Here is an 18594-nt window from a genome sequence, read left to right on the forward strand (position 1 = left end):
CGGGTCGGCGACTTTCGTGACCGATTCTGGTCACCTCACCACCGTGGCGGTGAGCGCCGCGTTGTTGCCCAGCTTCGGGTCACGTGTGTCAGAGACAATCACGGCGGCGCCGAGCAGCGTCCCGGCGACCGTCGCCTTGACCCGCAGAGTAATGGTCGCCGACTGTCCCGGTGCGAGCGAGGCAAACGTCCACGTCCACAGCCCCTCGCTCGCCAGCAGCGGCGCCGGCGCCGACGAGACGTACCAGGCGCCCGGACCCGCCAGCATCACCAGCGCCACTTTCTTCGCGATCCCAGGGCCGTTGTTGGTGACGACGATCGAATAGGCGACGGTCGAGCCGATCGCGGCTTTGGCCGGCGCCGTGAGCGACACCGCCACGTCGGCCGCGGCGTTCGAGGCCGCGGCGACGGTCACGGTGAACGGTCCCGCGACTGCATTCGGCGAGACACCGTTCGAGGCGATCACCGAGTAGGCGAACGACGCTGTTCCACTTGGCGGCGTGCCGGCGACCGCGCCGGTCGCGGCGCCGACCGACAGCCACGCAGGTGCCCCGGCGGCGAGCGCGTAGGTCGGCGCCGGCGCTCCGGTGGCGACAAACGAGTACGAATAGGGCGCGCCAACCGTGGCCGTCAGCGGCGGCGCGGCCGCGGTGAACTGCGGCGGCGCCATGACGCTGACGACAAACGGTCCGACGGCCGCATTCGGCAGGACGCCGTTCGAGGCGATCACCGAGTAGGTGAACGACGCTGTTCCGCGGGGCGGCGTGCCGGCGACCGCTCCGGTCGCGGCGCCGATCGACAGCCAGGCAGGCGCCCCGGCGGCGAGCGCGTAAGTCGGCGCCGGCGCTCCGGTAGCGGCAAACGAGTACGAATAGGGCGCGCCAACCGTCGCCGTCAGCGGCGCCGCGGCGGCGGTGAACTGCGGCGGTTGCCCGGCTCCACTGACGGTCGCCGTGGTCTGGGTGCTTCCGGCCGGGCTGCCCTGCTGCACCGCGATACCGATCGTGAACGATCCGGAACTCATCCAGGCATGCGCGCCCGATATCGCGAACGTGCCGGCGCCCGTCGACGAGATGCTGCCACCGGCATACTGCCCGTCGCCCCAGTTGATCGTCGCGGTGTAGTAGCCGGCGAGATCACCCGGGTTGAATGGCGTGAACGTCGCGACGATGCCCGAGAAGGGCGTCCCCGCGGCAGCTGTCACCGGCACCGCCGTCACCGTCAAGGTCCGCGGCGGCAGGGAGGCGGCGAGCACGTAGTCCCCCAGTCGCGACAGCCTCACCGTCAGCGTGCCGGCGCTCGCGTCGAGCGCGCAGCCGTGACACGGCATCTGATCGATCCACGCGGTCCCGTTCCACCAGTACACGCTCAAGGTCGTGGGATCGCTGATGCGCGCCGACTGGAGATCGGACGCGCGGTAGACGATGGTGGCTACCGCAGGGTCGATGAGTGTCGTGACCGGCGAGCCCGTGGCTGCGTCGACGGCGTTGAAGGAGAAACTCAGTCCGGCGAAGAGCAGCGATCCGATCGGACCGGCGGGGGCGTCGCTCTCCGTGTAGGTAAAGGTCGACACCGCCGGCGCGATGTCGGCGTTCAGCACGATGCGCCCTCGAGCGTGCGGCAGCACCACGGTCGTCGGCGCCGGCAGCTGTGGGGATGCTTCTGTCGCGGCCGGATTCGCTGAAGAATTCGGCGACGACGATGCCGCGGACGGGGACACGGAGGTGACGTCGCCGTCGTCCGGCACGTACGGACCGCCGCCTCCGCCACCGCCCGAGGGCGGCGTCACCGGCGCCATCGTGACCGTGAACAGCGGCGAGTCGGCGTTGCCGTCGCCGTTGAACGCCGTCACCGAGTAGGTGCAGCTCGCGAAGGCGGTCTGCGGCGTGCCCGACACGCCACCGCTGTCTTTGTCGATCGTCAGGAAGCCGCAGGTGTTGGTCAGGAAGTCGAACTGCGGATCCGGCGAACCGTTCGCCTTGAACGTGTATGAATAGAGCTGTCCGAGCGTGGCGATGAACGGCGGCGGCGACGTGTCGAAGTCGTCCTTGAACGTCGGAGCGACCGCAACAGCCGGCGCGTCCGACCCGCCGGCGTCGCCGCTTGCCGTCGGCGGGTCGCAGGATCCTGCGTTCGCGTTCGGCGCGAGCGTGACGGCGTTGGGGTAGTCCTGCACGTCGGCGGTGTAGTTCGCCGAACCGGCGTGGATCTGGATGCTCTTGATCGGGAGGTCGCCCTTTTCCCCGATGGCGCCGTGGCCGGCATCTGCCGGGCGCGTCGAATACAGCGAGATGGTGACCGGGTTGCTGTCCTGCGCGTTGCTGTCCTGATGGACGATGGCGATGACCTCGCCGCAGGGTGCGAACTGCACGAGGGTGGCCACGGCATGGTCGTAGTGGAACTCGTGGATGGGGCCGGCGCTTCCGGCCGGGAGCGACACCAGCCGCAGGATGGGATCGTTCCCAGGTTCCTCGACGTAGTAGGCGAAGCTCTGTTCGTCGGGCGCGAAGCCCCAGAACGCGGAGCGGGCCTGATCGTCGGGATTGGCCGGCGCCGATGCGGGGTTCCACACGTGCTGGAACACCTGCTGTCCGCCGCGACCGACGAGGTTCAGAGCGATCGACTGACCGGTCGACGTCGACTGATGTTGAGCGGTCAGCAGATAGGCGCCGCCAGGACTGAACGCCGCCGACCCTTCCGGACCCGAGGCGCTGCCTTCGGGGGCGATCGGCAGCGTGATCGGGGCGTGGACCGGAACGCCGGGCGACGCCGACGTGAGATCGTACAGCGCGATCGTATCGATCCAGTCGGTCGTGACGTTGCCGGTGATCTGGTAGGTCGCGTAGTGCAGCACGAAACGGTCGTCGTCAGGGCTGAATCCCCACGCGTGCTCGACGCTTGCCGGCCACGCCGTCAACGAGGGGTTCGGCGCGCCGATCGTGACGAGCGGCGTCGTCGATCCCTTCCTGGTGATCACGAAGGCGAGCGGCTTGTTGTCGGCGGTCAACTGCACGTCGAGCGTGTAGGCGCCGTGGGGCGAAGTGCCGGTGGTGCCGAAGCTCTGAATGACCTGCGGATAGACGATCGCCGGGTCGACGAAGAGCCCCGTCGAGTCGCAGCCGCACGAACCCGTACCGCCGGACGTCGTCTGTCCCTTGCCGGTGAGCGTCACGACCTGAACCGGCGGGTTGGCGGCGTCGGTGAACGACAGCGTCGCCGTGCGGGTGCCGGCCGCGGTTGGATCGAACCGCACGTCGACCGTACACGTGCCGCCGTTCGCCGCGACCGTGGCGTTCAGGCAGCCGTTGGCGATCATCGTGAAGTCGTGGCCGTTGGCGTCAAGCGAGACCGACTGGATCGCGAGTGCACGATCGAAGGGATTCGTCAGCGTGAAGGTGACGGTCGTGCCGTGATGGCCGACGATCGCCGCCGGGAAGGCCGGGTTGGGTGGATCGATCGTCGGACCGGCGGGAAGGTCGTAGTCGGCGAGCGACACGATCTGCGGCGAGAAGCCATCGTTGTCGTTGATGACCAGCGAGGCGTGGTGGATCCCGGTCCGAGTCGGCCGCGACGTGAGCCGGACGAGGCACGTTTGCCCTGGCGCCAGCACCGCTCCCGGACAGCCGTTGAATTGGACGATGAACTGATCGGCATCCGGGCCGGTCAGCGCGACGCCGCCGATCGACAGCGCCTGCGTTCCCGTGCTGCGGACGACGACGGTCTGCGACGCTGACGGCTCGCCGTTCGCCGTGGGTTCGAACGAGATCGATTGCGGCGCGACGTACGCCCTCGACGGACCGCCGCCCAGATCGAAGCGGCCGACCTCGCTCGGAATCGCGTCGAACCAGAGACCTTCGTCCGGACCCGCGGCGAGGAAGACGTTCGCCGTGCCGATCGAGGCCACCGGATAGACGCTCCAGCCGCCGGCCGGCGCATAGGCGACCAGGGCCTGCACGAACGCCGTGCCGTTGAACAGCGAGCCGGTCATCCACAAGCGGTGATCCGGCGCCGAGACGATCGAGAAGCAGCCGAGCACGACCACGTTCGGCGGCATGGCGATCGGCGTGCCGGCGGCGTCTGCGGTCAACCGTTCGAGGCTGCACGCCTGCGTGCCGAGATTGGCGACGAGCGCCCACATGTGGCCGTCGGGTCCGATCGTCGCCGCCAGCGGCGCCGCGTCGGACGGCGTGAAATCGACGAGCTGGTTGTCCATGGTGACGCGCACGAACCCGTTCGGCGCGTTGGTTCCGACGTCGGCGCTCTGGTTGGTCGTGCCGATCCACTCGAGGCCTTCGGGGCCGGGCGCGACGAAGCTGGGAGCCAGGCACGCCTTGCGATTGGCGTTGAAGAAGATCCACTGCGACGTCGGCACCAGCGACACCGTCGCGGCGTTGGGCGCGAAATGCTGGAACAGGATGTTGTCGGCGCAGGTGAATCGATTGGTGAGCCAGAAGCTGCCGTCAGGTCCGGGGCCGGAGGGGCCGGGAATCTGGACGGGCTGCTGGATCTCGTCGCCCAGCGGATTGAAGATGTCGTACCACTCGGCGAACCCGCCGCCGCGCGACTCGATGTAGGCATACGAGCCGTCGGGCAGGATCGACAGCGCCGACGGATGCCACTGCGGCAGCGTGGCGGTGGCGTCCTCGCTGATGACGCCGGCGGTCGCGTTGGCGTGAGCGATCGCGCCGGGCGCGAAAACAGAGCCGTGCTCGTCGAACCAGACGTTGCCGTCGGGCGCCGCGGCCAGTTCCTGAGGCTGCGCCGCGTGCGACGTGCAGAAGAGCGTGGCCTGGAACGGACCGGTGGCCCCGGCGACCGACCGGCCGCTCAGCGACACCGACTGCGGGCTGTCGGCCGCGTTGTCCGTGACGGTGACCGCCGCGGTCGTGGCGCTGCAGGCCTCGATCGGCGCGAACGCGATGCCGAACGAGCAGGTCTGCCCCGGCGCCAGCATCGCGCCGCTGCAGGTGTTGTTCGCCAGCACGAAGTCCGCGGGCTGGTTTCCCGACAGCGCCGTGCCGGTGATCGACAACGGCGCGCTGCCGGAGTTGGTGACCATGACGACGACCGGCGCGGTGCTGCTGCCGGCGGCCGTCTGCGGGAACGCCACGGCGGTGGGCGCGATCGTGACGGCGGGCGCCAGCGCGCTGCCGGTGCCGCTGACGCTCACGGCCCGCGGCGAGTCCTGCGCCGACGAGGCGATCGACAGTGTCGCCGCCCGCATTCCCGTCGCCTGCGGCGTGAAGACGACGCCGACCGTGCAGGACCCATGCGGCCCGAGCGCGCTGCCGGTGCAGCCGTCGCTGGTGGTCGAGAAATCGCCGCCGTTCTGCCCCGTGAACGCCAGCGACTGAATCGACACCGACGCGGCCGCGTCGTTCGTCATCGTGACCAGCGCCGGCGCCGACGCCAGCGTCAGCGGCTGGGCGGCGAACACGATCGACGCGGGATTCACATCGAGGGAGACGCCCTGGCCGGTCAGCGCGATCGTCTGCGGCGATCCTGAGGCGGTGTCGTTGAGCTGCAGCGTGGCGCGCCGCGTGCCGGGAGCCGTCGGCATGAACGCGACAGCGATCTGACAGAGTCCTCCCGGCGCCAGGACGGCGCTCAGACATCCGTCGGCGACGATCGCGAAGTCGCCCGGGTTGTCGCCGCCGAGTGTGGCGGCCAGGAACGTCGCGGCCAGACTGCCGGAGTCGGTGGCCGTGACCGCCTTCGTCGCCGATTCGGTCAGCAGACCCCGCGTGCCGAAGTCGACGCTGGCCGGATCGACCGTCACCGCCGCCGATGGCTGCTGCACGCGCCGGATGACGTTGTTGCCGGTGTCGGCGATCCAGACGTCGCCGCCGCCGTCGACGGCGAGGGCGCGTGGTTGGTTCATCGTCGCCAGCGCCGCCGCACCACCATCGCCCGAGTAACCGGTCGCGCCGCTGCCGCCGACCGCGAGCGTCTGCTGCAGGTCGAGCCCCGCCGAGCAGATCGCGCCGCCGCCGGGCGCCGCGTAGCGGTAGATCCGTTGGCTGGCGTCCGACTCGATCAGGTAGAGACGCCCCGCGGCGTCCATGGCGGCGCCTCCCCAGCCGGTGATGCCCAGCCCGCCGAACTGCGCTTGCGATGCCCCATAGCAGGCAATCCCGTTCGAGCCGTCGGCCACGATGAGGTCCGCCAGCGCGTCGGCGGTGAACGCGTCGGCTTCGACGTCGGACAAGTCGCCGTTCGCCATCGTCCCATCCGGCTTGACTTCGCGAATCTCCGCCAGTGCCGGCGCACCGATGGCAAGCGTGCCGGCGAACATCGCCAGCGTGGTCGGCGCGTTCAGACGGGCCGCGGTCGCCGGCCCACCGGCGCCATCGATCGTGCCGTAGCGGACCCCGGTTCCCGCGTATGTCGAGATCGTCTCGCCGGCGGCACCGGTGACGAGCCCGCCGGTTCCCGGTGACACGCGGCGGACGACGTTCGCGCAGGTGTCGGCGATGAACAGATCGCCGGCGGCGCCGAAGGCGAGGCCGGCAGGGCAGTTCAGCTGGGCGTGCCGACCGTCGCCGGCGTCGCCGCCGTAGCCCGGCACGCCGCTGCCGACGACTGTCGTCACGGCGCGGGTCACGGCGTCGACGCGGCGAACTCGCGAGTTGCCGGAATCCGAGAAAAAGGCGTTGCCGCTGCGGTCGAAGACGATCCCCATCGGCTGGTTCACCGCGTCGCCGCCAGGCGAGCCGTCGCCGACATAGCCCGGATCGTCCTTGCCGGTAATCACCTCCGCGATCGTCGTCATCTCGCTGCTGTCGGCGTTGGGGTCGAACATCGCGATATCACGGTTCTGCGAATCGACGATCGCGATCGCGCCGCTCACCAGCACGCCGGTCGGATAGGCGAGCGAGAACGGCCCGAATCGGGCGATCCCGTCCCCGAGGTAGGTGTCCATGTGTCCGTTGGCATAGACGGCGCGGATGCGGTGGTTGGCGGTGTCCGCGATCCACAGCGTGCCAGCCGTGTCGGCGGATACGCCCGAGGGCATGAACAGCTGCGCCGCCGTCGCCGGACCGCCGTCGCCGCTCCAGCCGGGCACGCCGGTGCCGGCGACCGTCGTGATGAAGCCGTTGCTCGCGGCGACGCGCCGGACCGCATTGTTGCCGGTGTCGGCGATGAACAGGTTGGCGGAGGCGTCGAAGGCGAGGCCGCGCGGATGATTCAACTTCGCGTCGAGCGCCGGACCGTTGTCGCCGGCGTAGCCGAAGGGGTTGTACCAGTTGTACTCGACGTAGATGGAGGTGTTCGCCGGGTTGCCGCCGACGGCGCGGTGGAGGAGGCCGTTGCCCGCGGTGATCGGCACGCCGTTGCCGGTGATGCGGTAGACGATGTCCAGCGTTTCGTCGGCGACGTAGAGATCCCCGGACACGGGGTTGAACGCGAGCGCACCGGGCGCGGAGAGCGGCGTGTAGATCGCGTTGCTGCCGTCGAAGAAATTCGAATCGGTCGCCGTTTCGCCGGTGCCCGCGATCGTGGTGATCACGGTGGTCGCGGCGTCGATGCGGCGGATGCGGTGCAGCGCGGGCTCTGAGAAGAAGATGTTGCCGGCGCCGTCGACGGCCAGGCCGTTTCGCCCCGGAAAGACCGCGGCCTGAGCGGCGGGCACGCCGTCCTGCAGCGACCCGCCGGGCGTCCCGGCGATGAGCACGCCGGCCGGCGCGTTCGAGACGCGGGAGATGGTTCCGGGCCGATCCGCGGCGAAGTAGAGCGCCCCACTCACCGGATCGCGGGCGATCGCCGTCATCTCACGCTGTCCGACCGCCGTCGTCATGGTCGGCTGCGCCATCACCCCGCTCGCCATCAGGATGATGGCAAGAGCCCCCGCGTATGCACGTCCGAGCGCGCCTTGTCCCCGCATCGTGTCCTCCACGGATGTGATCCCCCGCCTGTTCATGCGAAAAGGGACGGCGGATTCCCTCACGAGCCGCACGACGAAAATTGACAGGCGCGGATGGACGGCCTATGGTGCGAGGACCCTCTGGAGTGCTGGCCGATACGACCCTGTATGCAGCCAACGTCTCGACGCGGCGGCCCTTCGGTGACCGATCTGCTGGCGCGGTGGCGCGCTGGAGACGAACGTGCGCTCGAGACGCTCGTGCCGATCGTCTACACGGAGCTCCGGTCGCTGGCGCACCACTACCTGCGGCAGGAGCAGCCGGGACATACCCTGCAGAGCACGGCGCTGGTCCATGAGGCCTACGTGCGGCTGGCCGGACACGAGCCTCCCGACTTGCATAGCCGGTCGCACTTCTTCGGCGTGGCGGCGCGGCTGATGCGCGAGATCCTCGTCGACTACGCGCGTGGCCAGCGCGCCGCGAAACGCGGGGGCGGCACGCCGCCGATCGCGATCGAGGAGCTCGAGAACGTGGCGCAGCGGCAGGACGTGGACCTGCTGCGGCTCGACGAGGCCCTGCGCGAGCTGGCAGGCATCGACGCGCGCCAGAGCCGGATCGTCGAACTGCGGTTCTTTACCGGCCTCTCGATCGACGAGACGTCGGACGTGCTCGGGATTTCGGCCGCCACCGTGTCGCGGGACTGGACGATGGCGCGCGCCTGGTTGCACCGGCAGCTGCAGGACGCCCCCCCCAATCGCGGATAGCCGACGCCATGACGCCGGAACGCTGGGAGCAGGTCAAGACGGTGTACGCGGCGGTGCTCGCGCGCGAGCCCGAAGGGCGCGCCTCCGTTCTCGCCGACCGCTGCGGCGCCGACGAGGAGCTGCGGCGTGAGGTGGCCAGCCTGCTGGCGTCGACGCCGCCGGACGGCGACTGCTTCCTCGACACGCCGATGGCGCGCCTGCGGCCGCCGGCGATCGCCGAACCGCCGCTCGACGGACGCCGCATCGGGCCGTTCGAGCTGATCGGCGAGCTCGGGCACGGCGGCATGGGCACCGTCTATCGGGCCCGGCGCGCCGACGGCCAGTACGAGCAGGAGGTCGCGATCAAGCTGATTCGCAGCGGCGTCGAGGAGCGCGGCGCGCTGCTGGAGCGGTTCCGGACCGAGCGTCAGATCCTGGCCGGCCTCGACCATCCCAACATCGCCCGTCTGCTCGACGGCGGATCGACGGAGGAGGGGCGGCCGTACCTGGCGATGGAGCTGGTCGAAGGCGTGGACCTGTGCGCCTATTGCGACGCGCATCGCCTCAACATCAGCGCGCGACTGGCCTTGTTCCTCGATGTCTGCGCGGCGGTCGAGTACGCGCATCAGCGGCTGATCGTCCATCGCGACATCAAACCGCGCAACATCCTGGTCACGCCCGAGGGGGTGCCCAAGCTGCTGGATTTCGGCGTCGCCAAGCTGCTGACGCTCGACGGGAACACCGAAGCCACGCTGAACCGGCCGATGACGCTCGCCTACGCGAGCCCGGAACAGATCCGCGGCGAGGCGGTGACGACGGTCTCCGACGTCTACTCCCTGGGGGTCGTGCTCTACCAGCTGCTGTCAGGGCACTCGCCGTACCGGCGCGACACGCGCACGCCGGCGGGTCTCTATCGCGCCATCGACGAGGACGAGCCGCTGCGGCCGAGCGCGGTCGTGGCGCGCGCCGCGACCGAGCGGGTCGACGGTCGTGACGTCGAGATTCCCGCCTCCCGGCTGGGCGGGGCGCGTGAGGGGTCGGTCGCGCGGCTGGCGCGTCGCCTCGACGGCGATCTCGATCACATCGTGCTCAAGGCGCTGCGCAAGGAGCCGGATCGGCGCTACGCCTCCGTGGCGCAGTTCGCCGACGACATCCGGCGGCACGCGAACGGGTTCCCGGTGACCGCGCGGCAGGGAACGTGGAGCTATCGCGCCAGGAAATTCGCGCGCCGCCATCGGGTGGGCCTCGCGATGCTGGGTCTGGTGCTGCTCGTCACCGCGACGGGCGTCGCGGCGACCGTGCGCGAGGCGCGGATAGCCCAGGCGAACGCGCGTCGCGCCGAGCAGCGATTCGACCAGCTGCGCAAGCTCGCCAACGCGATGGTGTTCGACGTGCACGACGCGATCGAGCGGCTGCCCGGCGCCACCAAACCGCGCGCGTTGATCGTCCGGCTCGGCCTCGAGTATCTCGACGGGCTGTCGCGCGACGGCGCGGCGGACGCCGGCCTCCAGCTGCAGATCGCCCAGGGCTATCTGAAGCTGGGGCGGGCGCAGGCGGCAGCCGGCGAATCGAACCTTGGCGACCGTGTCGGCGGGGCCGTCAGCTTCCGCAAGGCCGTCGGCAGCCTGGAGCGGCTGCATTCGGCCGATCCGGGCAATCGGGAGGTCACCGCGCGGCTGGCGGAAGGACTCGACGCGCTGTCACTCCTCGTCGAATCGCCGGAGCGCTGGCCTCTGATCTCGCGGTCGCTGTCGCTGCGCCGTGCCGAGATGGAGGCGCATCCGGACGACCTGACGGCGCGGCATGGCTACGGGGTCGCGCTGTTCCAGCTCGGCGCCAATTTCGCCGACGAACACCGGTACGACGAAGCGGTCCCGCCGTTCCGCCAGGCGCTGGGCATCTTCGAGGAGATTGATCGGCGCGCGCCGACCCGTGACGCCTCGCGGAACGTCGCGCTCTGCGACAAGCATCTTGCGGCGCTGAGCCTGCTGGTCGGCCGGGTCGACGAGGCGCTGCGCGGCTACCAGGCGGCGCGGCAGATCGACGAGCGGCTCGTGGCCGAAGACGCGCACGACACGCAGGCCGCCAGTGACCTGGGCTACGACCTGAGCGATCTGGGGACGACGCTGCGGCGGGCGGACCGCCCCGCCGAGGCCGAGGAGGTCTACCGGCGTGCGATCGCGCTGCGCCGCGCCGCCTATGCCGCGGATCCCAACGACGTCCGCGCGCGTCGGGCGCTCTCCTCCGTGATGTTCCGGCAGGGGGAAATGCTGCTCTTCACCTCGAAACAGCCGCGCGCCGCGGCACCGCTGCTGCGCGAGGCGGCGCAGCTGTCGCCGCCGGAGCCGCGGTTCGAAGGGGAGCGCGGCGACATTGAATACTGTCTGGGCTACGCGTCGGCGTGGCTGGGCGACCCGCGCGACGCGCGCGCGCATTGGACGACGGCGGCGGCGTCGTACGAATTGGCGGCGCGGCGCGCGCCGCTGCTCGGCAGCCAGCAGGACAGGCTGCGCGACCTGCGCGATCGCCTGAGCGGGAAGATCCGCTGAGCGGCTCCAAGCGGAGGCTGCTTCCGGACGCTGATGCGAACAGCACCGCAGGCCTGAAGATGGAGCGCGACCTCGAGCTCGCATCTTCAGGTTGGAGACAGCGGCGCTCGGACCGCATCCGTCTTTTACGCGAGCCGCCGGCGGGCGCGCACCAGCCCGGCCGCCCCGGCGCCCAGCAGGAGAAGCGTCGACGGCTCTGGAGTGGGCGTCGCGCCAGGCGTGCCGAGAACGGCGAGGTCCCCATCCAGGTGGAGCTGCGTGAACCCCGGGTGATCCATCGAGGGGGTCGACGAGAAATCTCGAATGGTGAGCGTCAGCGCCGTGATTGTGGAGCCGGCGAAATCGATCATCCCTGCCGGCAAATTGAAGAGCGCCGCTTCGGAGGCGGCATCCACTCCGCCGCCCCCGCCTCGAGGCGGCCCGAACAGGTATCCGATGAAATTGGCCCGGCCGTTCGTCATCAGGCTGGCGACGCTGGCGAAGTCGGCGTCGGTCATGCCGTCCTCGATCAGCGTGCGGCCGATGTCGGCCGTGGAAATCAGCGTCGTGGCGAACAGGTCGAAGCCTCCGATGGAGAGCGTCAACCTGCCGTTGGTGTCACCGGGCGACATAGGAGCCGCACCGGTCTGGAGGATCGTCCGCGAGCCCAGCTTGACGGGATCGGCCGCGGCCGTCATGGGCAATGAGACGAAAACAAGCAGAGCTAGTGGAGTAGTGACGCGTGCGAGTGTGCGCAGAAATTTGCTCACGCTGTCCTCCCGAGCGGCACAAAGCCGCCGCCGCCCCGCGGCAGTGCAAGCCGCGCGACGTCAACAGGAGTCGTAGCGGTTGGACGGACAAGGCCCGCTCGCGTCAGTCGCGCAGCACGGTCACCGGATCCAGCCGCGCCGCGCGCCAGGCTGGGACCAGGCAGGCGACCGCCGACACGACGAGCAGGCCGCCCGCGACGACGCCGAGCGTCAGTGGATCGCCGGCGTCGACGCCGAACACGAGCCGGTCGAGCAGGCGCGCCGCCAGGAGAGACCCGGCCGCGCCGGCCGCGATGCCGACCAGCGCCGGCTTCATCCCTTCCACGACGACCATCCGCAGCACGTCGCCCGTCGCGGCGCCGAGCGCGGTGCGAATGCCCAGCTCGCGGCGGCGGCTGCGGACCAGATACGAGAGCACGCCGTAGATGCCCACCGACGCCAGCGTCAACGCGGCGGCGGCGAACAGTTCCAGCAGCAGCGCCCGGAAGCGTTCACCGACCAGCGAGCTCTCGATGACGTCGTGCATCGAGCGCACCGCCTGCACCGGCAGTTGCGCGTCGATCGCGTGGACGGCGGCGACCGCCGGCCTCGCGAGCGCGTCGGGATCGCCGGTGGTGCGGATGGCGATCGAGAAGCCGCCGAAGGGCAGGTCGCGCTGGTAGTAGTAGACAGTCGGCGGCGCGTTCTCGGTCAGCGCCTCCTTCACGTCGCCGACCACGCCGACGACGTCGATGAGCTGTGTGCGGGAGTCGAGCGGCAGCGTCACCCGCTGGCCGACCGGATTGCCGCTGCCCCAGAGCAGCCTGGCCGCCGAGGCGCTGACCAGGACGGCGTCGCGGTCGGCGGCGGCGAAGTCGCGTCCATGCAGGATCGGGATCTCCATCGTCGTCATGTAGCCGGCGCTCGTTTCGCGGACCGCGACCGTCGGCTGCTCGCTCGGCTTCAGCTCGGCGCGCCCTTCGACGACGATCGGCTGGACCGAGCCGCCGCCGGTGAGCGGGAGCGTGTTGGAGTAGCCGGCCGCGGCCGCGCCCGGCAGCGCCCGCAGCCGCTCGAGCAGCGCGTCGTAGAACGCCCGCTTCTGCGCCGGTTCGCGATAGCGCGCGTCCTGCAGCCCGATGTCGAGCTTCAGCACCCGTTCGGGGTTGAACCCCGCGTCGACCGACCGCAGCGCGTGCAGGCTGCGCAGCATGACGCCGGCCGCCATCAGCAGCATCAGCGACAGCGCCACTTCCGCGACGACGAGCGCCCGGCGGGTGAAGAGCCCGGCGCCGGCGTCGCCGCTGCGGCCCCCTTCCTTCAGCGTCTCGTTCAGATCGGCGCGCCCGGCCTGCAGCGCCGGCACGCCGCCGGCGACGAGGCCGGTGAGGCACGAGACGCCGATCATGAACAGGAGCACGTGCGCGTCGATCGACGCGGCGTCGGCGCGCGGGATCTGGTCGGCGAGGAGCGACGCTCCCGCCGCGAGCGCGAGTTGGGCCAGCAGCAGCCCCGCCGCGCCGCCGGCGAGCGCCAGGACGAGCGCCTCGACGAGCAGGTGCTGCAAGACGCGGGTCCGGCCCGCGCCGAGCGCCGCCCGGATGGCGATCTCCTTGCGGCGTCCCATCGCGCGCGCCAGGATCAGGTTGCCGGCGTTGGCGCAGGCGATGAGCAGCACGAGCGCCACCGCCGCCAGCAGCAGGAGCAGCGACGTCCGTACGTCGCCGACGATCAGCTCCTGGAGCGGAATCGCGGTGCCGCCCCAGCCGGCGTTCTGAGACGGATAGGCGGCCTCGAGCCGCCGCGAGATGACCGCCAGCTCCGAGCGGGCCTGCGCGAGGGTGGCGCCGGGCGCGAGGCGGGCGATGGCCTGGTAGTTGTGGTTCTCGCGGACCGCGCGGTCCGTGTCGGTCCACCCCAGCGGCACCCAGACCGGCATCGACGTCGCCGCCCAGCCGTTGCCGGAGAAGGTCCGTGGCATCACGCCGACGATCGTGTACGGCGCGCCGTCGAAGGCGATCGTCCGGCCGATGACACCGGCGGCGCCGCCGAAATGGCTTCGCCAGAATCCGTCGCTGAGGATCACGACCTGCGCGCGCGCCGGATCGAATTCTTCGGGCAGGAAGGTCCGTCCGAGCTGCGGCTGCGTGCCGACGATCGTGAAGAAACCCGGGCCGGCGCGCACCGCGCGGATCGCTTCAGGGCCGCTGTCGCCGGCGATCGTGAACTGCCGGAAGCCGTAGGCCGCCATCGCGGCGAACGAGCGGCTGTCGCGCTGCCAGTCGAGGAAATTCGCCGGCGACAGCGAGAACGTCGTCATGCCTGGGAAGGCCGACTGCGGCGGGACGTGGAACAGGCGCACGAGGCGCTCCGGTTCGGCGAACGGCAGCGGCCGCAGCAGCACGGCGTTGACCAGGCTGAAGATGCCGACGTTGGCGCCGATGCCGAGCGCCAGCACCGAGACGACGGCGAGGGCGAACGACGGGGCGCGACGGAAGACGCGGCAGGCGAGGCGGAGGTCGGTCAGCAGGGTGCGCATGAGCGGGTCTCTCCCGGTGGTGGAAAGCGGCGGCGGGACGGTGGGGCCGGCGCTGCCGCGCAGGCAGGCGACGGCCTGGCGCCAGTACCAGCGCCGCGCCGCGCGCGGCGAGATCGCGGCGCGCGCGGCGAATTCCTCGGCCAGGTCGCCGAGCACGAACTCGCGCCGCTCGCCGCGCAGCCGGAGCGCGGCGAGCCGTTCAGCCAGCCGGGGCGGCGTCATTGGCGTCCCAGCCGGCGTTCGAGTCCGCTCGCCATGGCGGTGAAGGCGCGGTAGGCCTGGCGCAGGGCGGCGGCGCCGGCCGGGGTCAGCGCGTGGAACTTGCGGCGGCGGCCGCCGCGCTGCGGGGTCGGCTCGCTGGTCCACGAGCGCAGCAGCCCCTTGGCTTCGAGGCGATCGAGGGTGGTGTAGACCGCGTTGATCGAGACGTCGCGGCCGGAGCGGGCGTGGATTTCCTGGCGGATGGCCGCGCCGTAGGCGGCCTCATCGAGCCGCAGCACGCCGAGGAGGACCAGTTGTTCGAAATCGCCGAGCGCCGCCTTCGATTTAAACCACATTGTGGGGAATATCTATGCCGCTTGGACGGGAAGTGGATGGAAAAGGTTGACGGCCTGCCGAGGTGGGCGCCGGTCCCGTCTCGGCAGGCAGCGGACCGCCGAGACTGATTCGTGGGTCGGCGGCGATCCGGTTCAGATGGGAAGAGGCCTGGGCAGTTCCCGCCGATAAGACGGTGCGTGGCTGCCCCGGGTCCAGCGGCAAGAACCCTTGGATTGACGTTGGCGGGCCTCGTCGGCGGGTTGTTGACCGTCTCCTCCCTGCCTTGGCCTCGGTTCAGTACCCTTGAGAGGGGGCTTTCACCTTCGGCGTTTGGCGTGGCTCTCGCTGGTTACTTCTGGCTCGTTGACCGGGACCGATCGATCCTGAAGGCCGCCAGTCTCACCGCGATATCGTGGGCGGCGTTCTGGCTCGCCTTCATCATCGCGGCCGGCGAAGTGATAGGTCACCCCGGCGGAAATCGTACCGGCCTCGCCGACATCGCGCCTCTTTTCGCCGGCGGCTTCGTCGGAGGCCTCGTCCTGTCGACGGCGGCGTTCGCTTTCTACGCACACGTTCAACCCACGCTCCGGCGGCTTCTCGTCTGCACGATTGGCGGCGGCCTGCTCGGCGTCGCCGGCCAGCAGCTGGGATACCTGTCTGAGCCTCACGCCGGGACGAACCCGACCCCTGCACTGTTCATCGTCTGGCAGACTGGAATGGGTTTCCTGATCGGATGCCTGTGGCCGCCGATCGGGGCTCTCGAGCCGACGCGGCTGTCGATCGTCGAACCGGATGGGAAGTCGGCGAGTCCCGATCCGCTTTAGAAGGCGCTCGTTCATGACCACACCCGGCGTCAGCGCCGACTTCACATGTGCGCCTCGATGCGGCAGACCGCAAAATGTGCAGGATTTGACGAGCTGCCAGCGGCTTCGCAGGAATTCCGTCCAATCAGCCAGTCCGGTCGTCAAATCGTCGATAGAGCAGGAGGTTCAGAATGGTCCGATACGCTTTTGCGATTGGTCTCGCCAGCCTCGCCGGTTACGGGCTCGTTCCGGCGAAACAGGCTCAATGCGGCTCCGCCCCAAGCGCGGAGCAAATCGCGCGACGGAGGGCGGGGATCACCACCGCCAGACAGATCAACACCGCCGAGGCGCGATCGTCTGCCGCTGGAGGCAAGTATGTCCCGCTCGCGCTATTGAAGGGCGTGACGGTTCCGGACGGCTTCGATGTGCAGGTGTCGACGGACGGCGAAGGCTACACGTTCTCGGTGAAGGACGCCAAAGACGAGTGTCATCCAGCGTTCTTTTCCGACCAGACAGGGCTCATTTACACCGGGACGCCGCTTCAATGAAGTCCAGACGCAAGACCTGGTGAATCCGGCTGGTGGGCCAGTTTCGCTTGCGCCCCTATGGCGATTCTCATTCTTCAGTCGCGCACCACCCATACGTGGTGTTCCTTGATTTAGGATGGTTACGGACCTCGACGTCGGTTCTTGCTAATGATCTGCAGACCCTTGGACAGCCTCCAAAGGGTCTGCAGTAACTAAAATGATCAACTTGAGAGTCTTCAACACGCCAGTACGGATAAAGCCGACAGTCTCCTTACTGGTCCTTGCGATCTGGGCCGGGGCCGCTGGGTTGGACTTGTATTGGCATCCTGGTCGTGGCTTCTGGTCGGCCGTGCTTATTGGCTTCGCCACCACGTTTCTCTTGATTTTGGCGGACTTCGGGCATCCGCTCGCCCACATATTCAGTGCTCGCTTTGCCGGCACTCCTATGAGTGAAATCCGCATTACTGTCAGGCAAATGCCACATACGCTCTACGACAATAACGCGGCTTCGCCTAACGCTCACCGGTTGCGCGCGCTGGGTGGTCCCATTTTCAATTTGCTGTGCTTACTCATGAGCGTAGCGGTATTCGTCATCGCGCCAGCCGGTTCGGTTGCGAAGGAGTTGGCGTCCTGGTCGTCAGTTGCCCACAGCATGATGTTGATTATGAGTCTGGCACCGGAGCCCAGCGTAGATGGTGGCAATATTTTGAAGTGGACATTGGTAGCAAGGGGCTGGTCCGAGGTCGCCGCTGTCGCGGCGGTGCGGCGTGCTGGCTGGCTGTTCGGGATAGTAGCTGTCGTGCTTGGACTGTGCCTGATCGCCATGCACGTCTGGGTAATTGGTGGAATATTCTCGGCCTCCGGTACTATTATCTTAGGTATGGCGGTCGGTGTAGTCCGTTAGACTGACGTCCCCCCCACCTTCAGTCGCGGATTGGTTTAGAGCCCGGCGGTTACTTTCGCCGTCTTCGTGACGTGTCGTCAACTGCACGGCCTCTAAACCGAAACGCTACTCAGAACCGGGGGGACGTCAAACGCGCCAACTGCGAACTGCTCTGCTCCTAGCTCGCCTGGCGCCGCTGCATGCCCCAGCGTCGCCGCTTGAGGAACAGTCCCTTGCGCGAGATGCCCAGGAGCCGGGCCGCGTTCTCGTAGTTGCCGTTCGCCCGTTCGAGCGCGCGCCGCACCATCGTCTGCTCGATCGCCTCGACGGCGTCGCCGAGCGGCTGATCGAGCCGCACCCGGATCTCCGGCTCGTCGCCGGAGTCCACCCGCACGGTGCGCCGCGACGTCTGCAGCTCTGGCGACAGCAGCGCCGGCGTGATCGTGCTGTCCGGTTCGGCGTAGGCGACGAGCCGGCTGACTTCGTTCACCAGCTGGCGCACGTTGCCCGGCCAGCGGAAGAGCAGCAGGTACTCCAGGGTCTCGTCGTCGAGCGTCAGCCGCCCCTTCTTCTGCTGTTCGGCGAGGGTGCGCAGGTAGTGGTCGACGAGCGGCGGAATCTCCTCGCGTCGCTCGCGCAGCGGCGGCAGCCGCAGCCGGACGACGTTCAGGCGGTAGAAGAGATCCTCACGAAACCGCCCTTCGGCGACCAGCGACTCGAGGTCGGCGTTGGTGGCGGCGATGACGCGGACGTCGGCGGCGGCCGGCTGCGCCTCGCCGAGGCCGTGGACTTCGTGCGTTTCCAGGAAGCGCAGCAGCTTGGGCTGGAGGTCGAGGCCGATCTCGGCGATCTCGTCGAGGAACAGCGTGCCGCCGGCGGCGGCGCGGATCACGCCGTCGAACGCCTGCTGGGCGCCGGTGAACGCGCCCTTGCGGTAGCCGAACAGCTGGCTTTCGAGCATGTCGCGCGGCACCGCGGTGCAGTTGAACGGCACGAACGGCTTGTGGCCGCGGCCGGAGGCGCGGTGGATGGCGCGGGCCAGCACTTCCTTGCCGGTGCCGGTTTCGCCGGTGAGCAGCACGCTGACCGGCGCGGTGGCGACGCGCCGGGCGATCCGGAGGAGTTCGGTCATCTGTTCGGAGATCCAGAGGCCGCCGTCGGTTTCGAGGCTCTCGGCCGGCCAGAGCGCGGCGCGCTGGCGTTCCTCGCGGCGATAGCGGTCGAGGGTGACGGCGGTGTCGACGAGCTTGCGGGTGGCGGTGGCGCTGCAGCGGTCGTCGAGCGACGGTCCAGGGCGCGCGACGATCTCCCAGGCTTCGTCGCGGTGGGTGCCGCAGGCGACGGTCAGGCGGTCGCCCGGGGCGGCGGCCGCGTCGCGCGCCTCGTCGTCGGTGCAGCGGAAGGTGCTGACGACGCGGAGGCCG

At 69.5% G+C, this 18594-nt stretch carries 10 protein-coding genes; 5 read left to right on the forward strand and 5 right to left on the reverse strand.

The annotated features are described in order from the left end of the window. Positions 1-30: 30 nt before the first annotated feature. Positions 31-7884 (reverse strand): choice-of-anchor D domain-containing protein, encoded by a 7854-nt coding sequence (locus tag VGI12_21300; GenBank protein ID HEY2435221.1) that lies wholly within the window; start codon positions 7882-7884, stop codon positions 31-33. 147 nt (positions 7885-8031) lie between these two features. Between VGI12_21300 and VGI12_21305 the strand changes: the two genes are divergently transcribed. Together VGI12_21305 and VGI12_21310 are read left to right on the forward strand one after the other, a co-directional pair. Next, positions 8032-8625 (forward strand): sigma-70 family RNA polymerase sigma factor, encoded by a 594-nt coding sequence (locus VGI12_21305; GenBank protein ID HEY2435222.1) that lies wholly within the window; start codon positions 8032-8034, stop codon positions 8623-8625. Between the two features lie 8 nt (positions 8626-8633). After that, positions 8634-11153 carry a serine/threonine-protein kinase gene (locus VGI12_21310; protein ID HEY2435223.1) on the forward strand — a complete coding sequence of 840 codons (2520 nt, stop codon included), beginning with the start codon at positions 8634-8636 and terminating at the stop codon, positions 11151-11153. A 125-nt stretch (positions 11154-11278) separates the two neighbouring features. Here VGI12_21310 and VGI12_21315 read toward each other — a convergent pair whose 3' ends face one another. From VGI12_21315 to VGI12_21325, 3 genes are all read right to left on the reverse strand, one after another. Then, on the reverse strand, positions 11279-11830 hold the full coding sequence (locus VGI12_21315; protein ID HEY2435224.1) for a PEP-CTERM sorting domain-containing protein: 552 nt from the start codon (positions 11828-11830) through the stop codon (positions 11279-11281). Between the two features lie 175 nt (positions 11831-12005). Continuing rightward, positions 12006-14642, reverse strand: a complete 2637-nt coding sequence (locus VGI12_21320; GenBank protein HEY2435225.1) for an ADOP family duplicated permease — start codon at positions 14640-14642, stop codon at positions 12006-12008. Beyond that, positions 14639-14977, reverse strand: a complete 339-nt coding sequence (locus VGI12_21325; protein ID HEY2435226.1) for a PadR family transcriptional regulator — start codon at positions 14975-14977, stop codon at positions 14639-14641. Before VGI12_21325 ends, VGI12_21320 begins: the two co-directional genes overlap by 4 nt. A 219-nt stretch (positions 14978-15196) precedes the next feature. Between VGI12_21325 and VGI12_21330 the strand changes: the two genes are divergently transcribed. The 3 genes from VGI12_21330 to VGI12_21340 all read left to right on the forward strand — a co-directional run bounded on the left by VGI12_21330 (position 15197) and on the right by VGI12_21340 (position 17191). Then, entirely contained in the window at positions 15197-15781 is a 585-nt protein-coding gene (locus VGI12_21330) for a hypothetical protein (GenBank protein HEY2435227.1), read from the forward strand. 170 nt (positions 15782-15951) lie between these two features. Further along, positions 15952-16308 carry a gas vesicle protein GvpH gene (gene gvpH, locus VGI12_21335; protein ID HEY2435228.1) on the forward strand — a complete coding sequence of 119 codons (357 nt, stop codon included), beginning with the start codon at positions 15952-15954 and terminating at the stop codon, positions 16306-16308. Positions 16309-16513: 205 nt separating this feature from the next. After that, positions 16514-17191: a hypothetical protein gene (locus VGI12_21340; protein ID HEY2435229.1), complete on the forward strand. Its 678-nt coding sequence runs from the start codon at positions 16514-16516 to the stop codon at positions 17189-17191. A gap of 157 nt (positions 17192-17348) precedes the next feature. Here the strand turns inward: VGI12_21340 and VGI12_21345 are convergent. Then, on the reverse strand, positions 17349-18594 hold a 1246-nt coding region (locus VGI12_21345), incomplete at its 5' end, for a sigma-54 dependent transcriptional regulator (protein HEY2435230.1).

The organism is Vicinamibacterales bacterium (assembly GCA_036496585.1).
Classification (GTDB): Bacteria; Acidobacteriota; Vicinamibacteria; order Vicinamibacterales; family 2-12-FULL-66-21; genus JAICSD01.

What these genes read in the sequence shown, in the direction of transcription:
- VGI12_21320 (HEY2435225.1), bottom strand. Translation starts at nt 14,642, where the DNA reads ATGACGCCGCCCCGGCTGGCTGAACGGCTCGCCGCGCTCCGGCTGCGC.
- VGI12_21310 (HEY2435223.1), top strand. Translation starts at nt 8,634, where the DNA reads ATGACGCCGGAACGCTGGGAGCAGGTCAAGACGGTGTACGCGGCGGTG.
- VGI12_21325 (HEY2435226.1), bottom strand. Translation starts at nt 14,977, where the DNA reads ATGTGGTTTAAATCGAAGGCGGCGCTCGGCGATTTCGAACAACTGGTC.
- VGI12_21300 (HEY2435221.1), bottom strand. Translation starts at nt 7,884, where the DNA reads ATGCGGGGACAAGGCGCGCTCGGACGTGCATACGCGGGGGCTCTTGCC.
- VGI12_21315 (HEY2435224.1), bottom strand. Translation starts at nt 11,830, where the DNA reads ATGACGGCCGCGGCCGATCCCGTCAAGCTGGGCTCGCGGACGATCCTC.
- VGI12_21305 (HEY2435222.1), top strand. Translation starts at nt 8,032, where the DNA reads ATGCAGCCAACGTCTCGACGCGGCGGCCCTTCGGTGACCGATCTGCTG.
- gvpH (HEY2435228.1), top strand. Translation starts at nt 15,952, where the DNA reads ATGGTCCGATACGCTTTTGCGATTGGTCTCGCCAGCCTCGCCGGTTAC.